This window comes from Halomonas sp. MMH1-48 (assembly GCF_022348105.1).
GTDB classification, from domain to species: domain Bacteria; phylum Pseudomonadota; class Gammaproteobacteria; order Pseudomonadales; family Halomonadaceae; genus Vreelandella; species Vreelandella piezotolerans.
Genome location: NZ_JAKRFL010000011.1, coordinates 32,794 through 52,398, shown reverse-complemented (window position 1 = coordinate 52,398; position 19,605 = coordinate 32,794). Strand labels below are relative to the sequence as shown.

Annotated in this window: 21 protein-coding genes; 10 read left to right on the top strand and 11 right to left on the bottom strand. The window is 57.3% G+C overall.

Going from position 1 to position 19,605, the window contains the following annotated elements; translation table 11 throughout:
- Positions 1–40: 40 nt before the first annotated feature.
- From MHM37_RS11285 to MHM37_RS11250, 8 genes are all read right to left on the bottom strand, one after another.
- The gene (locus tag MHM37_RS11285) at positions 41–466 is read right to left on the bottom strand and encodes a CopD family protein (protein WP_139528462.1); all 426 of its coding nucleotides are present in this window, start codon (positions 464–466) and stop codon (positions 41–43) included.
- Between the two features lie 92 nt (positions 467–558).
- Positions 559–1,359, bottom strand: a complete 801-nt coding sequence (locus tag MHM37_RS11280) for a DUF2797 domain-containing protein (RefSeq protein WP_239296741.1) — start codon at positions 1,357–1,359, stop codon at positions 559–561.
- 46 nt (positions 1,360–1,405) lie between these two features.
- Complete coding sequence (locus MHM37_RS11275) at positions 1,406–1,690, bottom strand: DUF1315 family protein (protein ID WP_153843947.1); 285 nt, start codon at positions 1,688–1,690, stop codon at positions 1,406–1,408.
- A 41-nt stretch (positions 1,691–1,731) separates the two neighbouring features.
- On the bottom strand, positions 1,732–2,583 hold the full coding sequence (locus tag MHM37_RS11270) for a rhomboid family intramembrane serine protease (protein WP_239296707.1): 852 nt from the start codon (positions 2,581–2,583) through the stop codon (positions 1,732–1,734).
- A gap of 198 nt (positions 2,584–2,781) precedes the next feature.
- Positions 2,782–3,768, bottom strand: coding sequence for a metallophosphoesterase (locus MHM37_RS11265; RefSeq protein WP_139528459.1), 987 nt, complete (start codon positions 3,766–3,768; stop codon positions 2,782–2,784).
- A 1-nt stretch (position 3,769) separates the two neighbouring features.
- Positions 3,770–4,702 (bottom strand): NAD(+) kinase, encoded by a 933-nt coding sequence (locus MHM37_RS11260; protein ID WP_139528458.1) that lies wholly within the window; start codon positions 4,700–4,702, stop codon positions 3,770–3,772.
- A 110-nt stretch (positions 4,703–4,812) separates the two neighbouring features.
- Positions 4,813–5,682 carry a carboxylate/amino acid/amine transporter gene (locus tag MHM37_RS11255; protein WP_139528457.1) on the bottom strand — a complete coding sequence of 290 codons (870 nt, stop codon included), beginning with the start codon at positions 5,680–5,682 and terminating at the stop codon, positions 4,813–4,815.
- Positions 5,683–5,767: 85 nt separating this feature from the next.
- Positions 5,768–6,301 carry a YqaE/Pmp3 family membrane protein gene (locus tag MHM37_RS11250; RefSeq protein WP_239296706.1) on the bottom strand — a complete coding sequence of 178 codons (534 nt, stop codon included), beginning with the start codon at positions 6,299–6,301 and terminating at the stop codon, positions 5,768–5,770.
- Between the two features lie 142 nt (positions 6,302–6,443).
- Here MHM37_RS11250 and MHM37_RS11245 point away from each other — a divergent pair, with 142 nt between their 5' ends.
- The 6 genes from MHM37_RS11245 (at position 6,444) to MHM37_RS11220 (ending at position 14,497) form a co-directional block, all read left to right on the top strand.
- Entirely contained in the window at positions 6,444–6,851 is a 408-nt protein-coding gene (locus tag MHM37_RS11245; RefSeq protein WP_139528455.1) for a CBS domain-containing protein, read from the top strand.
- 279 nt (positions 6,852–7,130) lie between these two features.
- Entirely contained in the window at positions 7,131–7,490 is a 360-nt protein-coding gene (locus tag MHM37_RS11240; protein ID WP_139528454.1) for a hypothetical protein, read from the top strand.
- A 27-nt stretch (positions 7,491–7,517) separates the two neighbouring features.
- Positions 7,518–8,384, top strand: a complete 867-nt coding sequence (locus tag MHM37_RS11235; RefSeq protein ID WP_153843942.1) for an AraC family transcriptional regulator — start codon at positions 7,518–7,520, stop codon at positions 8,382–8,384.
- 254 nt (positions 8,385–8,638) lie between these two features.
- Positions 8,639–11,830: a bifunctional proline dehydrogenase/L-glutamate gamma-semialdehyde dehydrogenase PutA gene (putA, locus tag MHM37_RS11230; RefSeq protein ID WP_239296705.1), complete on the top strand. Its 3,192-nt coding sequence runs from the start codon at positions 8,639–8,641 to the stop codon at positions 11,828–11,830.
- A 343-nt stretch (positions 11,831–12,173) separates the two neighbouring features.
- On the top strand, positions 12,174–13,673 hold the full coding sequence (gene putP / locus MHM37_RS11225) for a sodium/proline symporter PutP (protein ID WP_139528451.1): 1,500 nt from the start codon (positions 12,174–12,176) through the stop codon (positions 13,671–13,673).
- Between the two features lie 197 nt (positions 13,674–13,870).
- Positions 13,871–14,497, top strand: a complete 627-nt coding sequence (locus tag MHM37_RS11220) for an OmpW family outer membrane protein (protein WP_239296704.1) — start codon at positions 13,871–13,873, stop codon at positions 14,495–14,497.
- Positions 14,498–14,567: 70 nt separating this feature from the next.
- Here MHM37_RS11220 and MHM37_RS11215 read toward each other — a convergent pair whose 3' ends face one another.
- On the bottom strand, positions 14,568–14,900 hold the full coding sequence (locus MHM37_RS11215) for a YqcC family protein (RefSeq protein ID WP_139528492.1): 333 nt from the start codon (positions 14,898–14,900) through the stop codon (positions 14,568–14,570).
- 285 nt (positions 14,901–15,185) lie between these two features.
- Here MHM37_RS11215 and MHM37_RS11210 point away from each other — a divergent pair, with 285 nt between their 5' ends.
- The 4 genes from MHM37_RS11210 (at position 15,186) to MHM37_RS11195 (ending at position 18,205) form a co-directional block, all read left to right on the top strand.
- Positions 15,186–16,229, top strand: a complete 1,044-nt coding sequence (locus MHM37_RS11210; protein WP_239296702.1) for a DUF3549 family protein — start codon at positions 15,186–15,188, stop codon at positions 16,227–16,229.
- A 52-nt stretch (positions 16,230–16,281) separates the two neighbouring features.
- Positions 16,282–16,722 carry a RimK/LysX family protein gene (locus MHM37_RS11205; RefSeq protein ID WP_139528448.1) on the top strand — a complete coding sequence of 147 codons (441 nt, stop codon included), beginning with the start codon at positions 16,282–16,284 and terminating at the stop codon, positions 16,720–16,722.
- 39 nt (positions 16,723–16,761) lie between these two features.
- Entirely contained in the window at positions 16,762–17,670 is a 909-nt protein-coding gene (gene rimK / locus MHM37_RS11200; RefSeq protein WP_139528447.1) for a 30S ribosomal protein S6--L-glutamate ligase, read from the top strand.
- 88 nt (positions 17,671–17,758) lie between these two features.
- On the top strand, positions 17,759–18,205 hold the full coding sequence (locus MHM37_RS11195) for a hypothetical protein (protein WP_139528446.1): 447 nt from the start codon (positions 17,759–17,761) through the stop codon (positions 18,203–18,205).
- On the opposite strand, the gene MHM37_RS11190 is transcribed toward MHM37_RS11195, so the two are convergent.
- Positions 18,202–19,017, bottom strand: coding sequence for an ElyC/SanA/YdcF family protein (locus tag MHM37_RS11190; protein WP_139528445.1), 816 nt, complete (start codon positions 19,015–19,017; stop codon positions 18,202–18,204). The genes MHM37_RS11195 and MHM37_RS11190 overlap by 4 nt on opposite strands.
- 18 nt (positions 19,018–19,035) lie before the next feature.
- Positions 19,036–19,605: a putative Fe-S cluster assembly protein SufT gene (sufT, locus tag MHM37_RS11185; RefSeq protein ID WP_139528444.1), complete on the bottom strand. Its 570-nt coding sequence runs from the start codon at positions 19,603–19,605 to the stop codon at positions 19,036–19,038.

Here is a 19,605-nt window from a genome sequence, read left to right as displayed (position 1 = left end):
CCGCTCGAAGCCAGCTATCATCTCTGGGGTTGCCATTGAGTTAGCTCCATTCCAGCGGTTTTGAGAGCACAAACCCAAGGACGCCAAAGATGCCCAACACCGCCAGCAACAGCGCGCAAAGACTGGCCATCTTGACGCCCTTGAAAATGCCCATTTCCAAACGCAAGATGAGCCAGCCAAAGCAACCATGGGCGACCACCATCACCACCACGGCGCCCAGCTTGAGAATCAACCAGCCGCCCAGCAAGCCGTGTAAAAGAAACAACAGCGTGCCAGAGGCGATGGCAGCGAGCGCAGCAGGCGTGGCAATGGAATTATAAAAAAACCGCGGCATAGGCGGCGTGCCTTGGGCAAACCCAGCATCTTTACGCAGCTGAAGCGCTTGTAATAACAGCGCTGGCAGATAGAGAAGTGAGCCGCACCAAATAACCAGCGCGGCAATGTGCAGCAGTTTTAGCCATGGCATCGGGGCTTCCTTGCGTGACGAGGGCAGTGTCTGTAGTGACTTACTAACCCTAGTCAACCGATGCCACTCTGGCTAGGCAAAATGCCTAATTTTCAGCCGACCGAAATTTCGTAACCCGTGAATTTACGTAGATTAATCACTCCCGTATCAAGCATGAGGTACTGCCCTTTGATGCCCTGGAGTATGCCTTCGACCAGGGGCCGTTTATCAAAGTTATGCGATACGACTTTGCGCGGAAACGTCGCAACGGGATACTCAAACTGCAAAGGCGCTTCATCTAAGGTACGGATGGCGTCCTCGCCGTGTACACGGCGTAGCTGGTCCAACCCATCACCCAGGGTGCCCAGCAAGCGGTCGCGTTCGGCGCGGAGATCGAGTGGTTCGACCTCACCTTTGAGCATCGCACGCCAGTTGGTGCGGTCGGCCACCTCCTCTTTGAATAGCATTTCGACAAACCCGGACTGCTGACGGGTATTCACTTCGAGAATCGGCAGCGCCTGAATAGCGCCTTGATCCAACCAGCGGGTGGGCATTTGGGTTTTGCGGGTAATTCCCACCTTCAGTCCGGACGAGTTGGCAAGATAGACGATATGAGGCTGAAAACAGTGCGCCTCGCCCCACTCCGGCTCACGGCAGGTGCCTTGGTAATAGTGGCAGGTCTCTGGCTTCATGATGCAGGTATCGCACTGCGCCAGTCGCTTGAAACAAGGGTAGCAGAAACCTTGGGCAAAACTTTTCTTGGTTGCTCGCCCACAGTGAGTGCAGGCAATGGCACCACTCCAAGAGAGGCGCAGCGGCGTACCAATACGCTCGTTCAACGCCACCCGATGCTCACCTGCGCGCAGGTGGTAAACCACCGGTTCGTCTTGGCGGCTAGGCAGCGCCGCCGCCATTTTCTGCAGACATCCTTTAACCGGAGAAATATCTGGAATCAACAGATCAGTCACGCGTGGCATCCCGGCCCAGGCCCGCCATTTCGGGACTCACACCGGCACCCGTCGCACCTGCACCGCAGGTGCGCCGTTCCAAGTACCCTACGCGGCTCTCTTCCGGGACGTTGTTTTCGACTTCGTAACGCATGACGGCTTCCAGACACAGCTCGGTTTGCTCGGCCGTCAGGCGGCGCCCATCGGGCCATTTACGTAGCGAGACTGCCTGTTTCAGACTTTCATAAATCGCTGGCGTCATTTGGTTGATCATTTTATCGAAGGTCATATCGCTCACGGTCAGCACCTCACGTCTTGGCTGCGTTCAAATTGGTGGCATCAAGCTTTGCGTCGTTGAGAAGAATAATACCAGCCTGAGGCGAGCCCCACGAGCAGACCACCCAGGTGAGCTTCGTTGGCCACGTTGCCAAAGCCGACGGTACTGGCGATATCGGTCATGGTGAACACCATCCAACCCAGCATGAAGACCACCAGCATTTGCGGCACGAAAAAGCCACTGTTTGGGACACGGCGGGACATGAGCCACACATGGCCCAATAGCGCATAGACCACGCCGGACATACCGCCAAACAGCACCGTTCCGGTGACGTATTGCGCCAAGTTGGCACCGATACCGGCGACGAGAAGCAGGAGCAGCATCGTTTTACTGCCTTGCAGCAGCTCGATTTGCCGTCCGAAGTACCACACCCACATCAGATTGAATATCAGGTGCATCCAACCAAAATGCAGGAATGCGGGGGAGAGCAGACGCCATACCTGCCCTCCCAGCACGGTGTCCGCTAACGAACCGTACACCAACTGGCCTCCGGAAATACCCACTGGCACGATGGTCAGGGCCACCACCAGTAGATCGCCCAGCACGCCACTCAAGGCGAATATCAGAAGGCTAACGCCGATCATGAGTGCCGTAATGGGTACTTGGCGCAGAACAACCGCCCAATGTTGGGTATTGCGGGGTCGACGGAGACGCTCCTGCTCCCGAATGAGCGGTTCGCCGCGCTCCCATCGCTCGACCACGGCCCGCAGCTCGTCATGCTGGCGAGGGTCGGCGACCCACAATAGCTGGCCCTCCGCTTCGTCGGTGATGCGATGACCAATGCGGTAGTGCCACAACGCTTTGCGCAGTGCTTGTGTATCTGCGCCCGAGGGTAAGAGCATGACGGGATGCATGGCATCTCCCTAGTATCCAAGTGGTCTTGCAGCTTGCGGCCCGTTGCCAACGGAGAAGCAAAAAAATCCGGCGGAGGGGGCCGCCGGATAAAAGCAAGGGATCATTCAAGGGAACACTTACTCTGATATCCGGCAAGAGGGTTAGTTCAGCCGTTTTGCAAAAATTATGTAACCTTATGTAACCATTCTGCTTGATACTCAATCAAAATCGATTTCCCAAGGCTTGGGAAGCGCTCGCTCCTCTCTAGGCACTTGAATCCAAACGAAATGGTCAGCATTCAACTGTGTTTCACCGCTCCAACGATACGCCACTAACCGGCCAAACTTGACGGCGCTATAATCCAAACAAGCGATATTGGAAGCAGGCAGTGCAGGAATACCCTCACACCAGTAATGACCGATGAAGAGCGGCGGCTGATCGGGGCCGTAATAACTAAGCCGCTGCCGTTCGCTTTCGCTGAGTGGCTGCGTCTCTAAATCACCGGGAAGGTTATCAGGCTGAAACACCACATCGCCCCACTGCTGTGGATTGGCTGACCAAAAATGCGCTCGAAAAGTTTGCCGGGTAAAGCCATCGCCTGAATGGATCGCCACCCCTTTCGGTAACCGTATATGGGGACCGCGGGTGAGTCGATCAAGGATGCGATATGCCTGAGAGGACGGGTCAGTGGACTCCACCAAAAACTGGCTATCCATACGCGCTGTAGGCGCGCGCTGCTTGAGCTCATGGATCAGCGCGTCGTCCCAGCAGGCGTGCACGACACGGATTCCATCCAATTCTAAAAAGAGCGGAATGGTTTTGAACCACGCCAGCGTATCCTCCCACTCGTTGGTGTGATCACGGTACTGATTCAGCGTATCTTGAATGATGCGGTTGTGGCGTGGCGTATGCTCGCGAAGCCAACGCTTGCCGCTCCCGGCAGGCGCTGGGTGGGTATAGGCCAACGCGTTGTACTCGTGATTGCCCATCACGATGTGCGCCTCGCCCGCCTCTACCATACGTCGTGCAATCGTGACGGCGAGCCGGATGCGCGGTCCGCGATCGATGAGATCGCCTAAAAAGATCACTTTGCGCCGAGGATGGCGGTAGACACCGCTACGCTGGTGATACCCCAACCTCTCGAGCAGCGTTGCTAGCGTTGCGCCGCAGCCATGGACATCGCCGATTAAATCATAGCCCTCCATATCAATCCCCTAGCCGATGGCTCCAGCCGAGTTTACTGCGCAGCACATCGTAAAAATTGTGCCCAATAGGGTGCACTAACTGAACGCGCTCTGGCTTACGGGTAATGACCAGCACATCGTCAGGTTTGGCCACCGCACGTGTTTGGCCATCGCAGCTAATATGCGGGTAGGTCTGGTTGGTTTCGCCGATGTGAATACGTATTTCGCTGGCCGCATCGATCACGATGGGACGACTGGAGAGGGTATGTGGAAACATGGGCACCAGCGTCACCACATCCAATTTTGGGTGCATGATAGGCCCGCCGCCTGACAGTGCATAAGCAGTTGAGCCGGTCGGCGTGGCGACAATTAGCCCATCGCTACGCTGGCTATAAACGAACTGTCCATCGATGAACAGCTCGAACTCGATCATGCGCACCGCTTTGCCAGGGTGTACGACGACCTCGTTCAAGGCGTCACCGTTGCCTACCGCTACTCCGTTGCGGTAGAGCACTGCATCCAGCAAAAAACGCTCTTCGACTTCGAATGCGCCTGCCAATACCTCGCCGACCCGGTTTTCGAGCTCATCCGGTGAGATGTCGGTGAGAAAACCCAACCGCCCACGATTGACCCCCAGGATCAGCGTCCCGCTGCGGCATAGGGTTCGTGCGGCACCGAGAAGGCTACCATCCCCACCCACGACGATCACTAGGTCACATAATTCCCCCAGCATTCGACGGCTCGCTTCAGGTACGCCGTGATGGGACAGCGCCGTAGCGGTACGGTCTTCGATGAGTACTTTATAGTCATGCTCGGTTAAGTAGCGGACCAAGCGTTGAAGGGAGTCAACGACTTTGTCGCTGCCCAGACGGCCAATCAATCCAATCGTCTTGAACGGCGTCGCTGGATGACGAGGGCTACCAGAGGGGGAGCCTTGCGATGGGGTGGTGGACATGGGCAACTCTCGCTAGCATCAGCCCACATTATGGAGAGGAAGACAGTCACGAGCAAATTACCCGGCGCGATGGCGGCTTGCACGGCGCCGGGAAAAATCAGCGATTTAGCTTAGCTCGCCGCCCACTGGCGGCGCTGCAGCCACCAGTGGTTCAACCATAGCGAAGCGCCCATGATGGCAGCCCCCAGCAGTAACTTGCCAAGATCGGCATCGCGGTTCCAGATGACGAGATTGACGACCAGACCTGCAGGCACAAGCGCGTTGTTCATGATGGCCAGCGTACCCGCATCCACCTTAGTGGCACCCTGGTTCCAAGCGAAATATCCCACCCCCGACGCGACGAGGCCCAGCCACGCCAGAACGCCCCACTGAAGTGACGTCGAGGGTAGCGCCGCACCGTTGCCGAACAGCAAAAACGCAGGCAACGCCACCAGCATGGCGCCAATGAAGAACCAGCCAAACACGTTGTGCCACGCCAATGTCGGCGGAAGATCGGCTGCAAGACGACGGTAGCCGACTTGGCCAATGGCAAAACATAGGTTCGCGCCCTGCACGACCAAAAAACCTAACCAGAAACCGCTATCAACGCCATCGTAGCGAATGACCCCAGCCCCGATCACCGCGAGCACGGCGGTGACGAGATAGATGGGTGTAAAGCGCTTGAACATCAAATCGTCCAGCAGCGCGATGTAAACCGGCGTAAAAATAGTGAACAAGAGCACTTCTGGCACGGAGAGCAGTAAAAACGAGTGATAAAAGAAGGCATACATCACACCGAGCTGAATCGCGCCCAGTGCCATCAACGCCAGCCGCTGCTTACCGCGCAGCAGGCTTGGTCGTAAAAAAGGCAGAAATACCAGCATGGCCAACGTCACGCGCACCAGCACGGCAAAGTAGCTATCTACCTGCCCAGCGAGGTAGACCCCAATCAACGAGAACGAAAACGCCCACAACGCCGTAACGCCTACTAGGTAGCCCATCAGTAAACCCCAAAGAAGAAGATAGTTGACGATAATTATACGTCATTCACCTCTCCTGCCAATGCGCCAAGAGCGCAAAGCGGATTTATCGTTTACTCAACCAGACCAACGCGTAGATGATGCCTGGTATCCAACCCGCCAACGTCAGTAGCACACTAATGATCACACGCCGCGCACCTCCGTCGGTCAGCCCGAGGGCCAAGGGTGGTAGCAGTACGGCCAGTGCTCTATAGGCCCACTCGAGCGCTGCCGGCTCGTCAGGCGTTGCTCGGCTATGGACAGCAGGCGCTGGCTGCGCGCTGGCGGTGGCCTTTTCGCCCATTGGCGGAGGCGTAAAGTGCTCGACGGCAGCATTGGCCTGCTCAGAGGCCGCTTTCTCACGAGCGAGCGCCTTACGATGCGCTTCTTTGTCTATCTTTTGCTCTAGGGTGTCGGCACCTTCGGCAAGATCGTCATGGAAACGCTCCCAATCCTCCCAATCATGCGGAGTGCCTGATTTGGGGCGCTGCTGACCCGAACCTCGGGCACGCTCCCAGGCTTTCTCTTCCAGCGTATTGGGCTTGTCAGGATCTCGGTCCAAGCCCACGCCTTTGCGATTCAGGTATTCACGAGCGTCCATCACGACTCCTCACAGCATTCGAGGCTGATTTGAAAAAGCAAAGCGTTGAATAGAGACAGTATGGGGGCAGCGCAGAGTGAGTTAAATCACCTACAGTAAGAGAATCGGCCGCGGCCTGTCGATCACGATGAGGAGTGCTCTCATGAACAAAAAAATTCCGGATACCGTTAGAGACATCATGTCTCGTGACTGCTACCGCGTCTCAGGAGAGACATCCATCACGACGCTTGCCCAAGGGCTTGCGTTACATCGCCTGCCGGGGGCACCGGTCGTCGATATGTCGGACCGTTTGATCGGCTTCATCTCCGAACAAGATGTCTTGGGCCGCGTACTCGACAGCATTTACCATGACCACGAAGCCCCTCTGGTGAGAGAGCTGATGCGTCAAGACGTGCTGACCACCACCCCCAACAAAAGCGTGACCGACCTCGCGCAAGAGATGCTCGGCGCCAAACCGAAGATCTACCCCGTCGTCGAGCAGCATCGCTTGGTAGGGATCGTCACACGTCGCGACATTCTCATGGCCTTACTCACGATTCGTCGTCATTGAGTGCGACAACACCAAAGCGTTAGAGTCAGCCCAACGTACCTACAAAAAAAACCGCTGCTTGGGATAAGCAGCGGAAGCAAGGGATCGAAAACAATAGCCAGAACAACACGATTAGCGACTGCCATCGCTATGTTGCCTGTACACACTCAGACACTGCTCAGGGAAAAAGTTCGCAAAAGGTTAAAATTTTCGTCTCGGCGGGCGCAGGCGTATACTGGGCAATGACTCTGATGCGGGCGCCACGAGTGACGTCCATTCTGATGCGGCCGGGAGCGTGAGATGGCACTTTATTTACTAGTGTTGGGCGTGTGTGTACTGGTCATAGGCGCCGTGCTGTTGGTGCTGATGAACGCCGGAACCCCCCGCTACCGCACTGAGCCAAAAGACCTGATTACCCTCTTTGACAAGGCGTTGGAAAGCAGCGTGAGTGAGACCGAGTGGAATGCATTGATCGGTTACCCCATTCGCCACGATGAGTATCTCGACAATATTCGTCGCCGCGCGTCCCATTTGATGGATACCCATGGCAGGCGCTGGCAGATTGCTCAAGGCAAACCGCTGCTCAACCAAGAGGGTTATGCAGAGCTGAAAGCACTGCGCGACCATTTGGCGGCACATACAGCGCTTCGTCAGCGCTAACCACGCTGTAGCGACGAGGAGAACCGTATGCCGAGCACCATCCGACAAATACCTCTGGAAACGGCGACGAAGCATCACTCCCACGACTTTCATCAGATCGTCATTACACTGTGTGGCTCGTCGGAGTTTGAGATCGAGGGCTTGGGTGGGCGTGTGAATGCGTTTTCCGGCTGCATAGTACCTGCCAACCATGAACACTACTATTCGGGCAATGGCCACAATCGCCAACTGATTTTGGACCTGCCCGAGGACGCGCCCGCCCTTACCGGCGAACATCGCGAGCTGGTGGCGCTTTTCGATGCGCCGCGTTTTTTCGCGCTGGATAGCCCACTGCGCCACTATCTAACCTTTGTGGAGAGCGAGCTGGCCCGAGGATTTGACAACTCGGCGACCTCGTTTCAACAAGACCGTCTAGCCGCCACGCTGCTGGGCTCGCTAAAAGCGCGATTGGGTGCGTCGGGCGCGACGAACCAGCGCCGGATCAACCTCGATCAAATCGATCGTTTTATCCGTCGTCATTTGGCTGACGAGCTGCGCGTGGCAGATCTAGCCAAGCTTGCCTGCCTGAGCGAAGCGCATTTCTCCGAGCGTTTTCGCGCCCAAACGGGTCTATCGCCTTGGCAGTATGTTCGCAGGCAACGGCTACACGCGGCGCGCCAGCTCATTATGCAGAGCCGCCTGCCGTTGACCGATATTGCCATCCAAACGGGGTTTGCCAATCAAAGCGCCCTCTCCCACGCGTTTCGGCGCAGCTATGGCGCTTCACCACGCCAGTTACGGCAAGGCTTCGCGAATCCGGCGCTCGATACCGTCCACAGCTCAACGAACCACTCAACGGCTCTTCCACCCTCCGGTCCATCGGTAAGTCCGGGCATATTCTCTTCGCGCCGATAGGCATTCGGTTAAACGAACACGACGCCGTTGAACTGAGCCCTCGCCAGTGCCTGCCAACTCTACTAAAGTCGTAAACAGGTACTGCTTGCCGAGAAATTGACACGTTTTGCCATGAAAACGACATACACCTAACGGCGGCTAGCTCTAAATTCGATCGTCAGACTGGGCACCAGCCCTGCCATCACTTTTTTAACGGTAGCCAACCCAGCTATCGTTAAAGTTGCTCGTTTCAGACCTGTCTTACGGGGGCTCCAATGCTCAATGCTAAGAAAATGCGTGACTCTGCCACCTGGCAAACCGACCTCGATACGCTCATGCAGCGTGTCAGCGAACACTACATCGTCGACGAAGATGCTTACGTGGGCGAGCTGATCAAGCTGCTCAACGCCGATCAGGACGATTTCGCGCGCATTGAAGCCAACACGGCAGCGCTGGTACGCGACGTTCGCAACATGGACACCGCTGTCGATACCATCGACGAGCTGTTGCAACAGTACAGCCTGGATACCCACGAAGGGCTCATGCTGATGTGTCTCGCCGAGGCGATGTTGCGTATTCCGGACAAAGCTACCGCCGATGCACTCATCGAAGATAAATTGGGGCCAGCCGATTGGCAGTCCCACGTCGGCAAGAGCGAGTCGTGGATGGTCAACGCCTCGACTTGGGGCCTGCTGATGACCGGCCGGGTATTGAAGCTGGATCACCCTAAAGAGGGCCAGCCCGCCCATTTCATCAATCGCATGGTGAACCGCATGGGCGAGCCGGTCATTCGTCGGGCAATGACCGAAGCCATGAAAATCATGGGTAAACAATTCGTATTGGGCCGCGACATTAATGAAGCGCTAAAGCGCTCCAAGCCGCTGTTCAATAAAGGTTACACCTACTCTTACGACATGCTGGGCGAAGCCGCCCGCACCCGCGCCGACGCCAAGCGCTATTTCGACGATTACGCCCGTGCCATCGAGCAAGTCGGTAAAGCGTGTAAGTCCCTGGGCGACAAGACGCCTGCCCCCTCGGTCTCCATCAAGCTTTCCGCTCTTCACCCGCGCTATGAATTCGGCCGCCGAGAGCAAGTGCTGGCCGAGTTGGTGGATACCGTCAACCAGCTGGTCACCAAAGCACGCGCGCTAGACGTGGCCGTTACCATTGATGCCGAAGAAGTCGATCGGCTGGAACTCTCACTGGAAGTGTTCCGTGCGATTTATCAAAGCGACGCCGTCAAAGGCTGGGGTCACTTTGGCCTAGTGGTACAGGCGTACTCGAAGCGCGCACTACCGGTGCTGCACTACATCAACCGCTTGGCCGACGAACAGGGCGATGAAATTCCGCTGCGTTTGGTCAAAGGGGCGTACTGGGACAGCGAGATCAAAGAGTCGCAGCAGTTGGGTATCGATGGTTACCCGGTTTACACCCGCAAGGCGTGTACCGACGTAGCGTATTTGGCCTGTGCGCAGTTCTTGCTCTCTGACGACACCCGTGGCCGCATCTTCCCGCAGTTCGCGACGCATAACGCCCACACCGTCACCACCATTTTGGAACTCGCGAACCACGACAAGCGCCCGTTCGAATTCCAGCGTCTGCACGGTATGGGCGAAGCGCTTTATGATGCGGCCCTGGAGCGTGCGCCCAAAGGCACCTACTGCCGTATCTACGCGCCGGTCGGGGCTCATAAAGACCTGCTGCCTTACTTGGTTCGTCGCCTGCTGGAAAACGGCGCCAACTCATCGTTCGTTCACCAGATCGTCGATCCCGACGTGCCGGTAGAGTCGCTGTGCCAGCACCCCATTGACACCCTGCGTCAACAGAAAACGTTCTATAACAAGCGTATTCCGCTGCCGAAAGACATCTATGGACCCAAACGTCGCAACTCACGCGGGGTCAATCTCAATATCCGTAGCCACTACTACCCGCTGATGGAGAAGATGGGCGGGTTCATGGACAAGCAGTACCCCACCAAGCCGCTGCTAGCCTTCGATGTGGCCGATGACAGCGCCAACACGCATCGCGTAACGTCGCCATTCGATCGTCGCCAAACCGTCGGTAGCGTGCAGTGGACCAGTAAAGAGCAAGCGGCGAAAGCCCTCGATGCCGCCTGGGAAGCCTTTCCACGCTGGGACGCGACGCCCGTCGCCGAGCGCGCGGCGATTGTGCGTCGGCTGGGCGATCTGATGGAAGAGCACATGGCGGAGCTGATGACGCTCTGCTCCCGCGAGGGCGGCAAGCTGCTCACCGATGGCGTCGATGAAATCAAGGAAGCGGTCGATTTCTGCCGCTACTATGCCATGCGTGCCGAGGCGTCGTTTGGCGAGCCGATCGAACTGCCTGGCCCGACCGGTGAGTCCAACCGGTTGACCATGGGTGGTAAAGGCGTGTTTGCAGCCATCAGCCCCTGGAACTTCCCGGTGGCGATCTTCTGCGGACAAATCGTTGCCGCCGCCGTTGCAGGCAACACGGTGCTGGCAAAACCCGCCGAGCAAACCTCGATCGTTGCCCACCGCGTCATCGAGCTGTTGTACGAAGCCGGTATGCCCCGCGACGTGGTGCAGCTGTTGCCGGGCGACGGCCCGACCGTGGGCAGCGTATTGACGTCTGACCCGCGCATTACCGGCGTGGTCTTCACCGGCGGCACCGACACGGCGCAAATCATCAACCGCGCATTGGCCGCCCGCGAAAATGCGCCGCTACCCACGCTGATCGCCGAAACCGGCGGTATGAACGCGATGATCGTCGACTCGACGGCCCTGCCGGAGCAGGTCGTCGTGGATGTGATTCAATCGGCGTTCCAGAGTGCCGGTCAGCGCTGCTCGGCCCTGCGAGTGCTCTACCTTCAGGAAGACGTCGCTGATCGCGTCATCGAAATTCTCAAGGGTGCGATGAGCGAACTGCGGATCGGCGACCCCCGCGACCTGGGCACCGATGTCGGCCCCGTCATCGATGAAGACGCGCGTAAAGGCTTAATGGCGCACATCGAAAAGCTCAAAGGCGAAAACCGCTTAGTCGCCGAAACGCCTATGGCCGCTGAACACACCCAGCACGGTACGTTCGTGCCGCCAGTGGCCTTTACCATCGATAGCATCGATGCCCTTACCCGCGAGCAGTTTGGCCCCATCCTGCATATCGTGCGCTACAAAGCACGCGAGTTGGACAAGGTCATCAACGACATCAACGGCCGTGGATATGGCCTGACATTTGGGGTACATAGCCGTAATGAATCCTTTGCCGCTGAAATAGCGCAGAAAATTCGAGTAGGCAATGTGTATATCAACCGTAATATCATCGGGGCTGTCGTGGGCGTTCAACCGTTCGGTGGACAGGGGCTATCCGGCACTGGCCCGAAAGCAGGCGGACCGCACTATTTGCAGCGCTTCGTGACCGAAAAAACGATTACTAACAACACCGCCGCCCTAGGTGGCAACGCGTCACTTCTGGCGCTAGGGGATGAGTAACGGCTTGTCCATACAACTAACCTGAACTCCTGAAAAGGAACCGTCTCATGGTTGACAATAATAGAGCAACTGCCTTGACGCGGGGGGCCTTCACGGGCCTCCCGCCGGGCACGGGGAACACGAGATACGCACGTACCCATCAATTCTCTCATGCTTCGTCGAGCGAATGCGCGACGCTTGGCAGTAGAAGAGCGACTCAGGATTAACAACAACAAGGCTGCTGATGGCCGCCATGGCCTGGCCAACGCAGCCCCTGTCGACGCTCGCCGTGTACAAAAGGGTCAGCACCCGCAGTCGCTTTTGTACGTAGCGTAGCGTCGTCCTCACAAATTGGAGAAGTTTCATGGCTACAGGTGTCTGGATTAGCTTATTTGGTTACTTTGCGCTGATGATCGCCATTGGCGTGTATGCAATGCGCAAATCCACGTCTTCTTCTGAAGACTATATGTTGGGGGGGCGAACTCTTAGCCCACAGGTCGCCGCACTTTCCGCGGGCGCTTCGGACATGAGCGGCTGGCTGCTGTTGGGGTTGCCCGGCGCCATGTTCGTATCGGGCCTGGGTTCCGCCTGGATCGGGATCGGCTTGCTGGTCGGGGCGTTCTTTAACTGGCTGCTGGTGGCGCCACGCCTGCGTGAGCAGACCATTCACTACGGTAACGCCATCACCATCCCGGCCTTTTTGGCCAATCGCTTCCCGACCCGGGCGCTGTCACTGCGCACGGTATCGGCCATCGTCATCGTGATTTTCTTCGCCGTTTACACGGCGTCGGGCCTCGTCGCTGGCGGCAAGCTGTTCGAAAGCGCATTCACGGGGGTTTATAACTTCGGTGACATGAGCAACTACGCCATGGGCGTGGTCATCACCCTGGGCGTGGTATTGATCTATACCGTCGTGGGCGGCTTTTTGGCGGTGAGCATGACCGACTTCGTGCAGGGCTGCATCATGATGTTGGCGCTGATCATCATGCCAGCCGTAGTACTGTTCGGCGAAGGCGGCGGCGGTTTCTCCCAGGCCTCCGAAACGCTGAATAGCGTTGACCCCACCCTGCTCTCTTGGACGACCGGCTTGACCTTTATCGGCTGGCTGTCAGCGGTTACTTGGGGCCTTGGCTATTTTGGTCAGCCGCATATCATCGTGCGCTTCATGGCCATCCGCTCACAAAAGGATGTGCCCATTGCGCGCAACATTGGCATGGGATGGATGCTGGTATCGCTCATTGGAGCCGTTTCTCTGGGCTTGGCAGGTCGTGCGTTTGCCGTTCGTAATGGGCTGGACGTACAAGACCCAGAAACCATCTTCATTATTCTAGCCAACCTGCTGTTCCATCCGTTGATCACCGGCTTCCTGTATGCGGCGCTGCTGGCGGCCATCATGAGCACCATCTCTAGTCAGCTGCTCGTCTCCTCTTCCTCGCTGACCGAGGATTTCTATCGTCTCTTCCTGCACAAAAATGCCACTGAGCAGCAGTGTGTGGCAGTGGGACGCGTCTGCGTCGTGCTGGTCGGTATTGTGGCAGCCTTTATTGCCTCTGACGAAAACTCCCAAGTGCTGGGTCTGGTCAGTAACGCCTGGGCGGGCTTTGGTGCAGCCTTTGGCCCGCTGATCATCTTGTCACTGATGTGGCCACGTACTAACGGTGCGGGCGCGGTAGCCGGTATGATCGTCGGCGCAGTCACCGTCATGGTATGGATTGCACTGGGCTGGAACGGCTCCTTCATGGGTGGTCCCGGCGTGTATGAAATCATTCCAGGCTTCATCGCCTCGTTCATCGCCATTCTGGTCGTCAGCAGCGTGACGGCAGACGCCGGTGAGTACAAGCATATCGACCGTCAAGAAGCGTAATCCAAGATCGGATGCAAAAAGCTCAGCGGGGCAACCCGCTGAGCTTTTTTGTGCGCGGTACTTTGTGTCGAAAGTTTCGAGCCACAAGAGCACCGCGATTGCTCCAGGTCAAGAACGCCTTCGCCCTGACTCGATACACTGTCCGCATGATCGCTAAGCAACTCACTTCCCTAAAATGAACGGTCAGGAGCGACGCCATGCGCCTTTTATCACTTCCCACCTTACTCGCCACTGGGTTTGCCGCTGCCACCTTGGCCATCAGCAGCCAAGCCATTGCCTACGGTGCCGGCGACTTTTTCACCCGTGTAGGGGTCGCTAAAGTAGCCCCCAAGAGCGACAACGGCTCGCTGGCAGGCGGTGCCTTCGCAGTGGATGTTCAGGATAAAACCGACTTCGCGTTCACCTTGGGCTACCGCTTCCACGATAAGCTGGGCGTCGAGCTGCTGGCCGCACTCCCCTTTGAGCACGACATCCAACTCAATGGCGAGAACCTCGCCTCTACCAAGCACCTGCCGCCGACCTTAACCTTGCAGTACTATCCGTTGGGCGGAAGCGACGCTCGCGTACAGCCCTACGTTGGCGCAGGCATCAATTACACACGCTTCTCCGATGAGCAGCTAGCGATTGGCGAACTCGATCTCGACGACTCCTGGGGCGCTGCCGCCCAAATTGGTGTCGACCTGCTGATCGACGAACATTGGGCATTGAATGCTGCCGCCTGGTACTTGGACATCGATACCGATGCCACCGTCAATGGTGCCGCTGCAGGCACCGTTGCCATTGACCCCATGGTCGTCATGGCAGGATTGAGCTACCGTTTCTGAAGCGACGCAGTCTCCACAAAAAAATGCCCAGGGCGAGCGCCTTGGGCATTTTCGTTGATGAGACGCGCTCTTAATTCTCGGTGACGATTTGGTCGACACGCTCCACTGCTTTGACGACGAGCACTTGGTCACTGGCCCGGAACTTCTCCTGCATCATGTAAGCCGCCACCGCAGGGGCAACGTCGCACTTGGCAGGCATGGCGGCTTTGGCATCGATTAACGCGTTCAGTCGCGCAATGAACACATAACGCACCCATTGAGGCAACGACATGGTATCGATACAGAAAGGCTGCTGGCTGGCAAACGCCGACGCCTCGGGCGTAGGGGTGCGCCATAAATTCGCGGCCTTCATGGCGGCTTCAAGCTCGAGAAGCGCGGTTTGAAGCTGTTGATGGACGCTCATAAACACCTTGGGGTTGAACAATGTTGACATCCATTATCCCAACTCTGTGGGTAAGTTGCCACTCGTACGCCTCTATCGAAGTCGTTATTCACAGATTCACAGAAAACCTGCAAGAGGCTGTGGATAAACTATGGAAAGGTGTCGCCACCGCTACTCTCACGCGGCTTACACCACGTTGTTCAATTTTTAACCACCTAGACAATAAAGCGCGGATTAATCAGCGGTTGCGGCTGACAGTGGCAAACTAGCAAGGTAGAGTGCAGGCTTGAAAAGCGGAAGGATGTCATGCAGCCAATTCACACCCTTGATGAGTTTTTTACGCGCAGCGGTGCGGAGGTATCGCTTTACCATATGGGGCGCCGGGTCACGGCGTGTCCACGAGACATATTGCGCGCTTTCGAGAACGCCGAGCACGCATGGCCCGAGCCTTGGCAGGGTCAGGCACGGCTCGCCATCGTCTTCCGTTTGGGAGCCATGGAAGAGCCTGCCATTTGGTTCTTGGCACTGCCACTGGACGAGCAAGGCATGCTCTCGCCTGCCCAGCGTGACGGTTTCATCAACCGTCTGTTGGAAACGCTTGGGCGCAATGCCGCCGCCACCGACCTGGGCGCCGCCGACACGGCAGACGTCGATCATCTGATGAAAGATAATCCACTGGCGTTTACGCCGGACATTACTTTTCAGGCCATGCTCAATGCCCGGGCTACCCATGCCCATGGCCTATCTGCCAGCCAGCACCTAGAGGCTGTGGAAGCGTATTTGAGCGGCCAACAGACGATCGACTGGCAAGCGTTGGGGCTACAAGGCATTGCCGATTACGTCGTTCGCTTGGATAACGAGACCGCAGAGGCGCTCGCCGGCCGCATTCCCGGCCTGCCGACAAGTGTGATCCACTCCTTATGCTACTGCTTGGAGCACCAACCCTTGCCGGATGCACTCGTCGAAGCTCTGCGCGCGCGTGGCGAGGTGGCAGCCAGCGAGGGAGATTTAGAAACGCTGTGCGCCTGCGTGCGGTCCGTTGGCAGCTCCCGTGGAGCTCTAGCAGGCGAATGGTATAGCCACCTGCTAAACGACCCGGCAGCCTGCGGCCCAGATTTGATGGCCGCCATGGCCGGACGCGGCTGGCCATGGCTAGAAGACGCCGAACGCCTTCCCCGGTTCCTACAGCGCTTGGCGGAAGACGAGCGCAGCCACTTTGCCTCCGTGGTACGCGACATTGCGTTGATTCCTCGTCTACGCTTACCCGTTATGCTTACCCTACGTGACGCGCCTGCGGGTTCCGCTATCCAGGCGCGTTTATCGGCCATGCAGTCTTCGCATAACGGCTAACAACAAACGTCATCACTATGTCTTGTTTTTCTTATATCGTCAGGAGTGCACTGTGAAGGAATTACCCTATCAGGCCAAAGCGGTCATCGGCCGCCGCGAAATGGTGACGTTACCTGAGTTAGGGCTTCACCTCTGCTGCAAAGCCGATACTGGTGCGCGCACGTCGGCACTGCACGCCGAAGAGATCGAAACCCACGAAGATGCCGACGGGCAGCTATGGGTGAGTTTTTTGACCCATAGCGGCGGACCAGAAACCCCAGCACACCGCTACCGTTTACACCTACACGACCGTCGACGCGTCACCAGCTCAAACGGCCATAGCGAGTGGCGCTATGTGATTAGAACCCCTATGCAACTGGGCGAACTGAACTTTCCGGTTGAACTCACCCTGACCGACCGTCGCAATATGCGCCACGCGATGTTGCTGGGCAGGCGTGCCATGCGCCGCCTGCTCGTCGCCCCCGGTGCCGCTTTTTTGCACGGCGAGCCTTGAACACTTTTAAACGGCAACTTTTTCAACCCGGAGCCTTGCATGCATATTGCCCTGCTTTCGCGTAATCGCAACCTCTACTCTACCCGCCGACTGGTGGAAGCCGCCGAACAGCGCGGCCACACTGCCCGGGTTGTGGATACCCTGCGCTGCTATATGAGCATCGCCTCGCACCACCCTTCTATTCACTATAAAGGCGCGGAAATCGAGCCGTTCGATGCGGTCATCCCTCGTATTGGCGCGTCGGTGACTTTTTACGGCTGTGCGGTGCTACGTCAGTTCGAAATGATGGGCACTTACGTCCTCAACGACTCGGTCGCGATTACTCGCTCCCGTGACAAGCTGCGTTCGCTGCAGCTGCTCTCCCGTAAAGGCTTGGGCCTACCCATTACTGGTTTTGCTCACTCCCCTGACGACATTCCCGACCTGATCACCATGGTGAAGGGTGCCCCCCTGGTCATCAAGCTACTGGAAGGCACTCAAGGCATTGGTGTGGTATTGGCAGAAACCAACCAAGCCGCAGAGTCCGTAATTCAAGCCTTCATGGGCATGAAAGCCAATATCATGGTGCAGGAGTACATCAAGGAAGCACGCGGCGCCGATATTCGCTGTTTCGTCATTGGTGATAAGGTCGTCGCTTCGATGAAGCGACAAGCGGCAGAGGGCGAATTCCGCTCTAACCTACACCGCGGCGGCACCGCTAGCGTGATTCGCATTACCCCCGAAGAGCGTTCCACCGCAATTCGTGCAGCCAAGGCGATGGGACTGCGCGTCGCGGGCGTGGATTTGCTTCGCTCGAACCACGGCCCGGTGATCATGGAAGTCAACTCGTCTCCCGGACTACAGGGCATCGAGAGCGCCACCGGCAAGGATATTGCCGGCATGATCATCGAGCATATCGAAAAGAATGCAGTGCCTGCTCGCAAAGCACCACCCAAGCCTAAAGGCTAACGGTCAATTGCAAAAATAATCCCCATTAGGGGTGGCAAATCAACGCTGCCACCCCCACAATCTGCGTCACCGAAGGAGGTAGACGCTCATGTTTCTCGACAATCGCCAAGTGGCGATGGACAGCGTGCTGGAAGCGCTGGCCGATAGCATTGATTATTTCCAGGACAATATCGAACGCCTGCGCCCCTCGCTGCGCGATGCACTGAAGCCGCACTATACTGAGCGACTCCAACAAATGCGCACGTTGCAGGAGCTTGCCCGTGCTCACCTGAAAATGCTGCCACGGGATGCGGATGTCGAGCGGGACGATTTTCTGTGGCTGTGGAGCCGTTTGAAGAGTTTCGTGGGCAACGATAGCCAAGTATTGATCAATGAGCTGTTGGAACAAGAGCGTGTACTCATGCAGGCCCTTTCAACGCTATTCACTCACCCTCTGCCCGATCCCATCGAGCCGGTCGTGGACGAGTGCATGCAGGGTTGCCGAAAGCTTATCCGGGAGCTGTATAGCCTGCAAAAACGCAAAGCCCGGCGCTAGTATCGGGCATTAGGGGTTAAGTACTCCTCGGCACTCGGCTCTATCCCCCTTTCATCCTCCTGCGTCTGCAATAACAGTAGAGCAGCATCGCTATTAACGGTCGTTTCGAGTGCCGGTTTGCTGCTTTCAGTCGCACTACTGCTCTGCGGCTGTAGATCGATCGGCTCAGCGGGACCAAGAAAGTAAGGCTCCCTTCCCCAGAGGTATAGGTCTCCCAACGTGGCAATGCGTGCGACCCACTCGCGCATCCTCAGCCGCCACTCGTCTGCTGCGGGTTGCTCCTCTGCGATGCAGCCCGTCACGTCCATGCCTAGCGCTCGACCAATAAAGATGGCCCGAGGCAAATGCCAGCTCTGAGTGACCAATAGCGCCTCATCCAACTGAAACACATCTCGCGCACGCACCATCGTGTCGTAGGTGCTAAAGCCAGCGAAATCCATCGTCAGCTGCTCCGCGGACACCCCTCGGCGATACAGGTCTCGCCACATGGCGCGCGGCTCGTTATACGCCTGGGTGCGATTGTCCCCGGAGATCAGCAGATGCTTCACACGCTGGTCAGCCACAAGGCGCGCTGAGGTTCGCATGCGGGCATGAAAGTGAGGGTTGCGCAGACCACTGCGCGTCCAGTGAGAGGTGCCAAACACAATCGCCACATCGGTCGGACGACACTGCGCCCAGTGGCCGTCGATATAGCGTGTGGTGCTCGCGAGCACCCACAAATTACCGGCTATAAACAGCAATGTCGCCAGCAGCAACAAGGCTCCTAGCGACATTAGCAAACGCTTCATCCAACGTAATAACAGGCTGTGCATCCAGCTCCCCAACAGGGGTTAGAACATGCCGAGCTCTAGCTTGGCTTCGTCGCTCATCATGTCACGACTCCAGGGCGGGCTGAAGACGATCTCGGTATGCACCTTGTTGATTTGCGGCGCTCCCAGGATTTTGTTGCGCGCATCGGCGGCAATCACGTCCCCCATTCCACACCCTGGCGCGGTCAACGTCATACGGATAGTCACCATACGCTCGCCGCTGATCAAGCGCTCGATTCGGCAGCCATATACCAACCCTAGATCAACGATGTTGACCGGTATTTCGGGATCGAAACAGGTGCGCAACTGATCCCACACGAACTGCTCGATCTCTTCATCGCTAGCGCTCTCAGGGAGCGTCGGCCGTGGGAGCGGCTCTAGCCCCAGCGCGTCCAAATGACGTCCTTCGATCAAGTATAAACGCCCTTCGAACCCGACACTGACCGAGCTGCCTTTGGCTTGCATGACGCTGACGACACTATCTTCCGCCAGCGTCTCCGTTTTGCCAAACGGAATGGCGATAGCGTCGACATCTCGTTGCAGCGGTAGTTGTTGGCCTCGTTCGAGGCTGGCCACTTGCTCGATATCCAT

What these genes read in the sequence shown, in the direction of transcription:
- rimK (WP_139528447.1), top strand. Translation starts at nt 16,762, where the DNA reads ATGCATATTGCCCTGCTTTCGCGTAATCGCAACCTCTACTCTACCCGC.
- MHM37_RS11190 (WP_139528445.1), bottom strand. Translation starts at nt 19,017, where the DNA reads ATGCACAGCCTGTTATTACGTTGGATGAAGCGTTTGCTAATGTCGCTA.
- MHM37_RS11245 (WP_139528455.1), top strand. Translation starts at nt 6,444, where the DNA reads ATGAACAAAAAAATTCCGGATACCGTTAGAGACATCATGTCTCGTGAC.
- sufT (WP_139528444.1), bottom strand. Translation starts at nt 19,605, where the DNA reads ATGGATATCGAGCAAGTGGCCAGCCTCGAACGAGGCCAACAACTACCG.
- MHM37_RS11255 (WP_139528457.1), bottom strand. Translation starts at nt 5,682, where the DNA reads ATGGGCTACCTAGTAGGCGTTACGGCGTTGTGGGCGTTTTCGTTCTCG.
- MHM37_RS11280 (WP_239296741.1), bottom strand. Translation starts at nt 1,359, where the DNA reads ATGGCGGCGGCGCTGCCTAGCCGCCAAGACGAACCGGTGGTTTACCAC.
- putA (WP_239296705.1), top strand. Translation starts at nt 8,639, where the DNA reads ATGCTCAATGCTAAGAAAATGCGTGACTCTGCCACCTGGCAAACCGAC.
- MHM37_RS11265 (WP_139528459.1), bottom strand. Translation starts at nt 3,768, where the DNA reads ATGGAGGGCTATGATTTAATCGGCGATGTCCATGGCTGCGGCGCAACG.
- MHM37_RS11220 (WP_239296704.1), top strand. Translation starts at nt 13,871, where the DNA reads ATGCGCCTTTTATCACTTCCCACCTTACTCGCCACTGGGTTTGCCGCT.
- MHM37_RS11250 (WP_239296706.1), bottom strand. Translation starts at nt 6,301, where the DNA reads ATGGACGCTCGTGAATACCTGAATCGCAAAGGCGTGGGCTTGGACCGA.
- MHM37_RS11285 (WP_139528462.1), bottom strand. Translation starts at nt 466, where the DNA reads ATGCCATGGCTAAAACTGCTGCACATTGCCGCGCTGGTTATTTGGTGC.
- MHM37_RS11195 (WP_139528446.1), top strand. Translation starts at nt 17,759, where the DNA reads ATGTTTCTCGACAATCGCCAAGTGGCGATGGACAGCGTGCTGGAAGCG.
- MHM37_RS11235 (WP_153843942.1), top strand. Translation starts at nt 7,518, where the DNA reads ATGCCGAGCACCATCCGACAAATACCTCTGGAAACGGCGACGAAGCAT.
- MHM37_RS11270 (WP_239296707.1), bottom strand. Translation starts at nt 2,583, where the DNA reads ATGCATCCCGTCATGCTCTTACCCTCGGGCGCAGATACACAAGCACTG.
- MHM37_RS11210 (WP_239296702.1), top strand. Translation starts at nt 15,186, where the DNA reads ATGCAGCCAATTCACACCCTTGATGAGTTTTTTACGCGCAGCGGTGCG.
- MHM37_RS11260 (WP_139528458.1), bottom strand. Translation starts at nt 4,702, where the DNA reads ATGTCCACCACCCCATCGCAAGGCTCCCCCTCTGGTAGCCCTCGTCAT.
- putP (WP_139528451.1), top strand. Translation starts at nt 12,174, where the DNA reads ATGGCTACAGGTGTCTGGATTAGCTTATTTGGTTACTTTGCGCTGATG.
- MHM37_RS11215 (WP_139528492.1), bottom strand. Translation starts at nt 14,900, where the DNA reads ATGAGCGTCCATCAACAGCTTCAAACCGCGCTTCTCGAGCTTGAAGCC.
- MHM37_RS11240 (WP_139528454.1), top strand. Translation starts at nt 7,131, where the DNA reads ATGGCACTTTATTTACTAGTGTTGGGCGTGTGTGTACTGGTCATAGGC.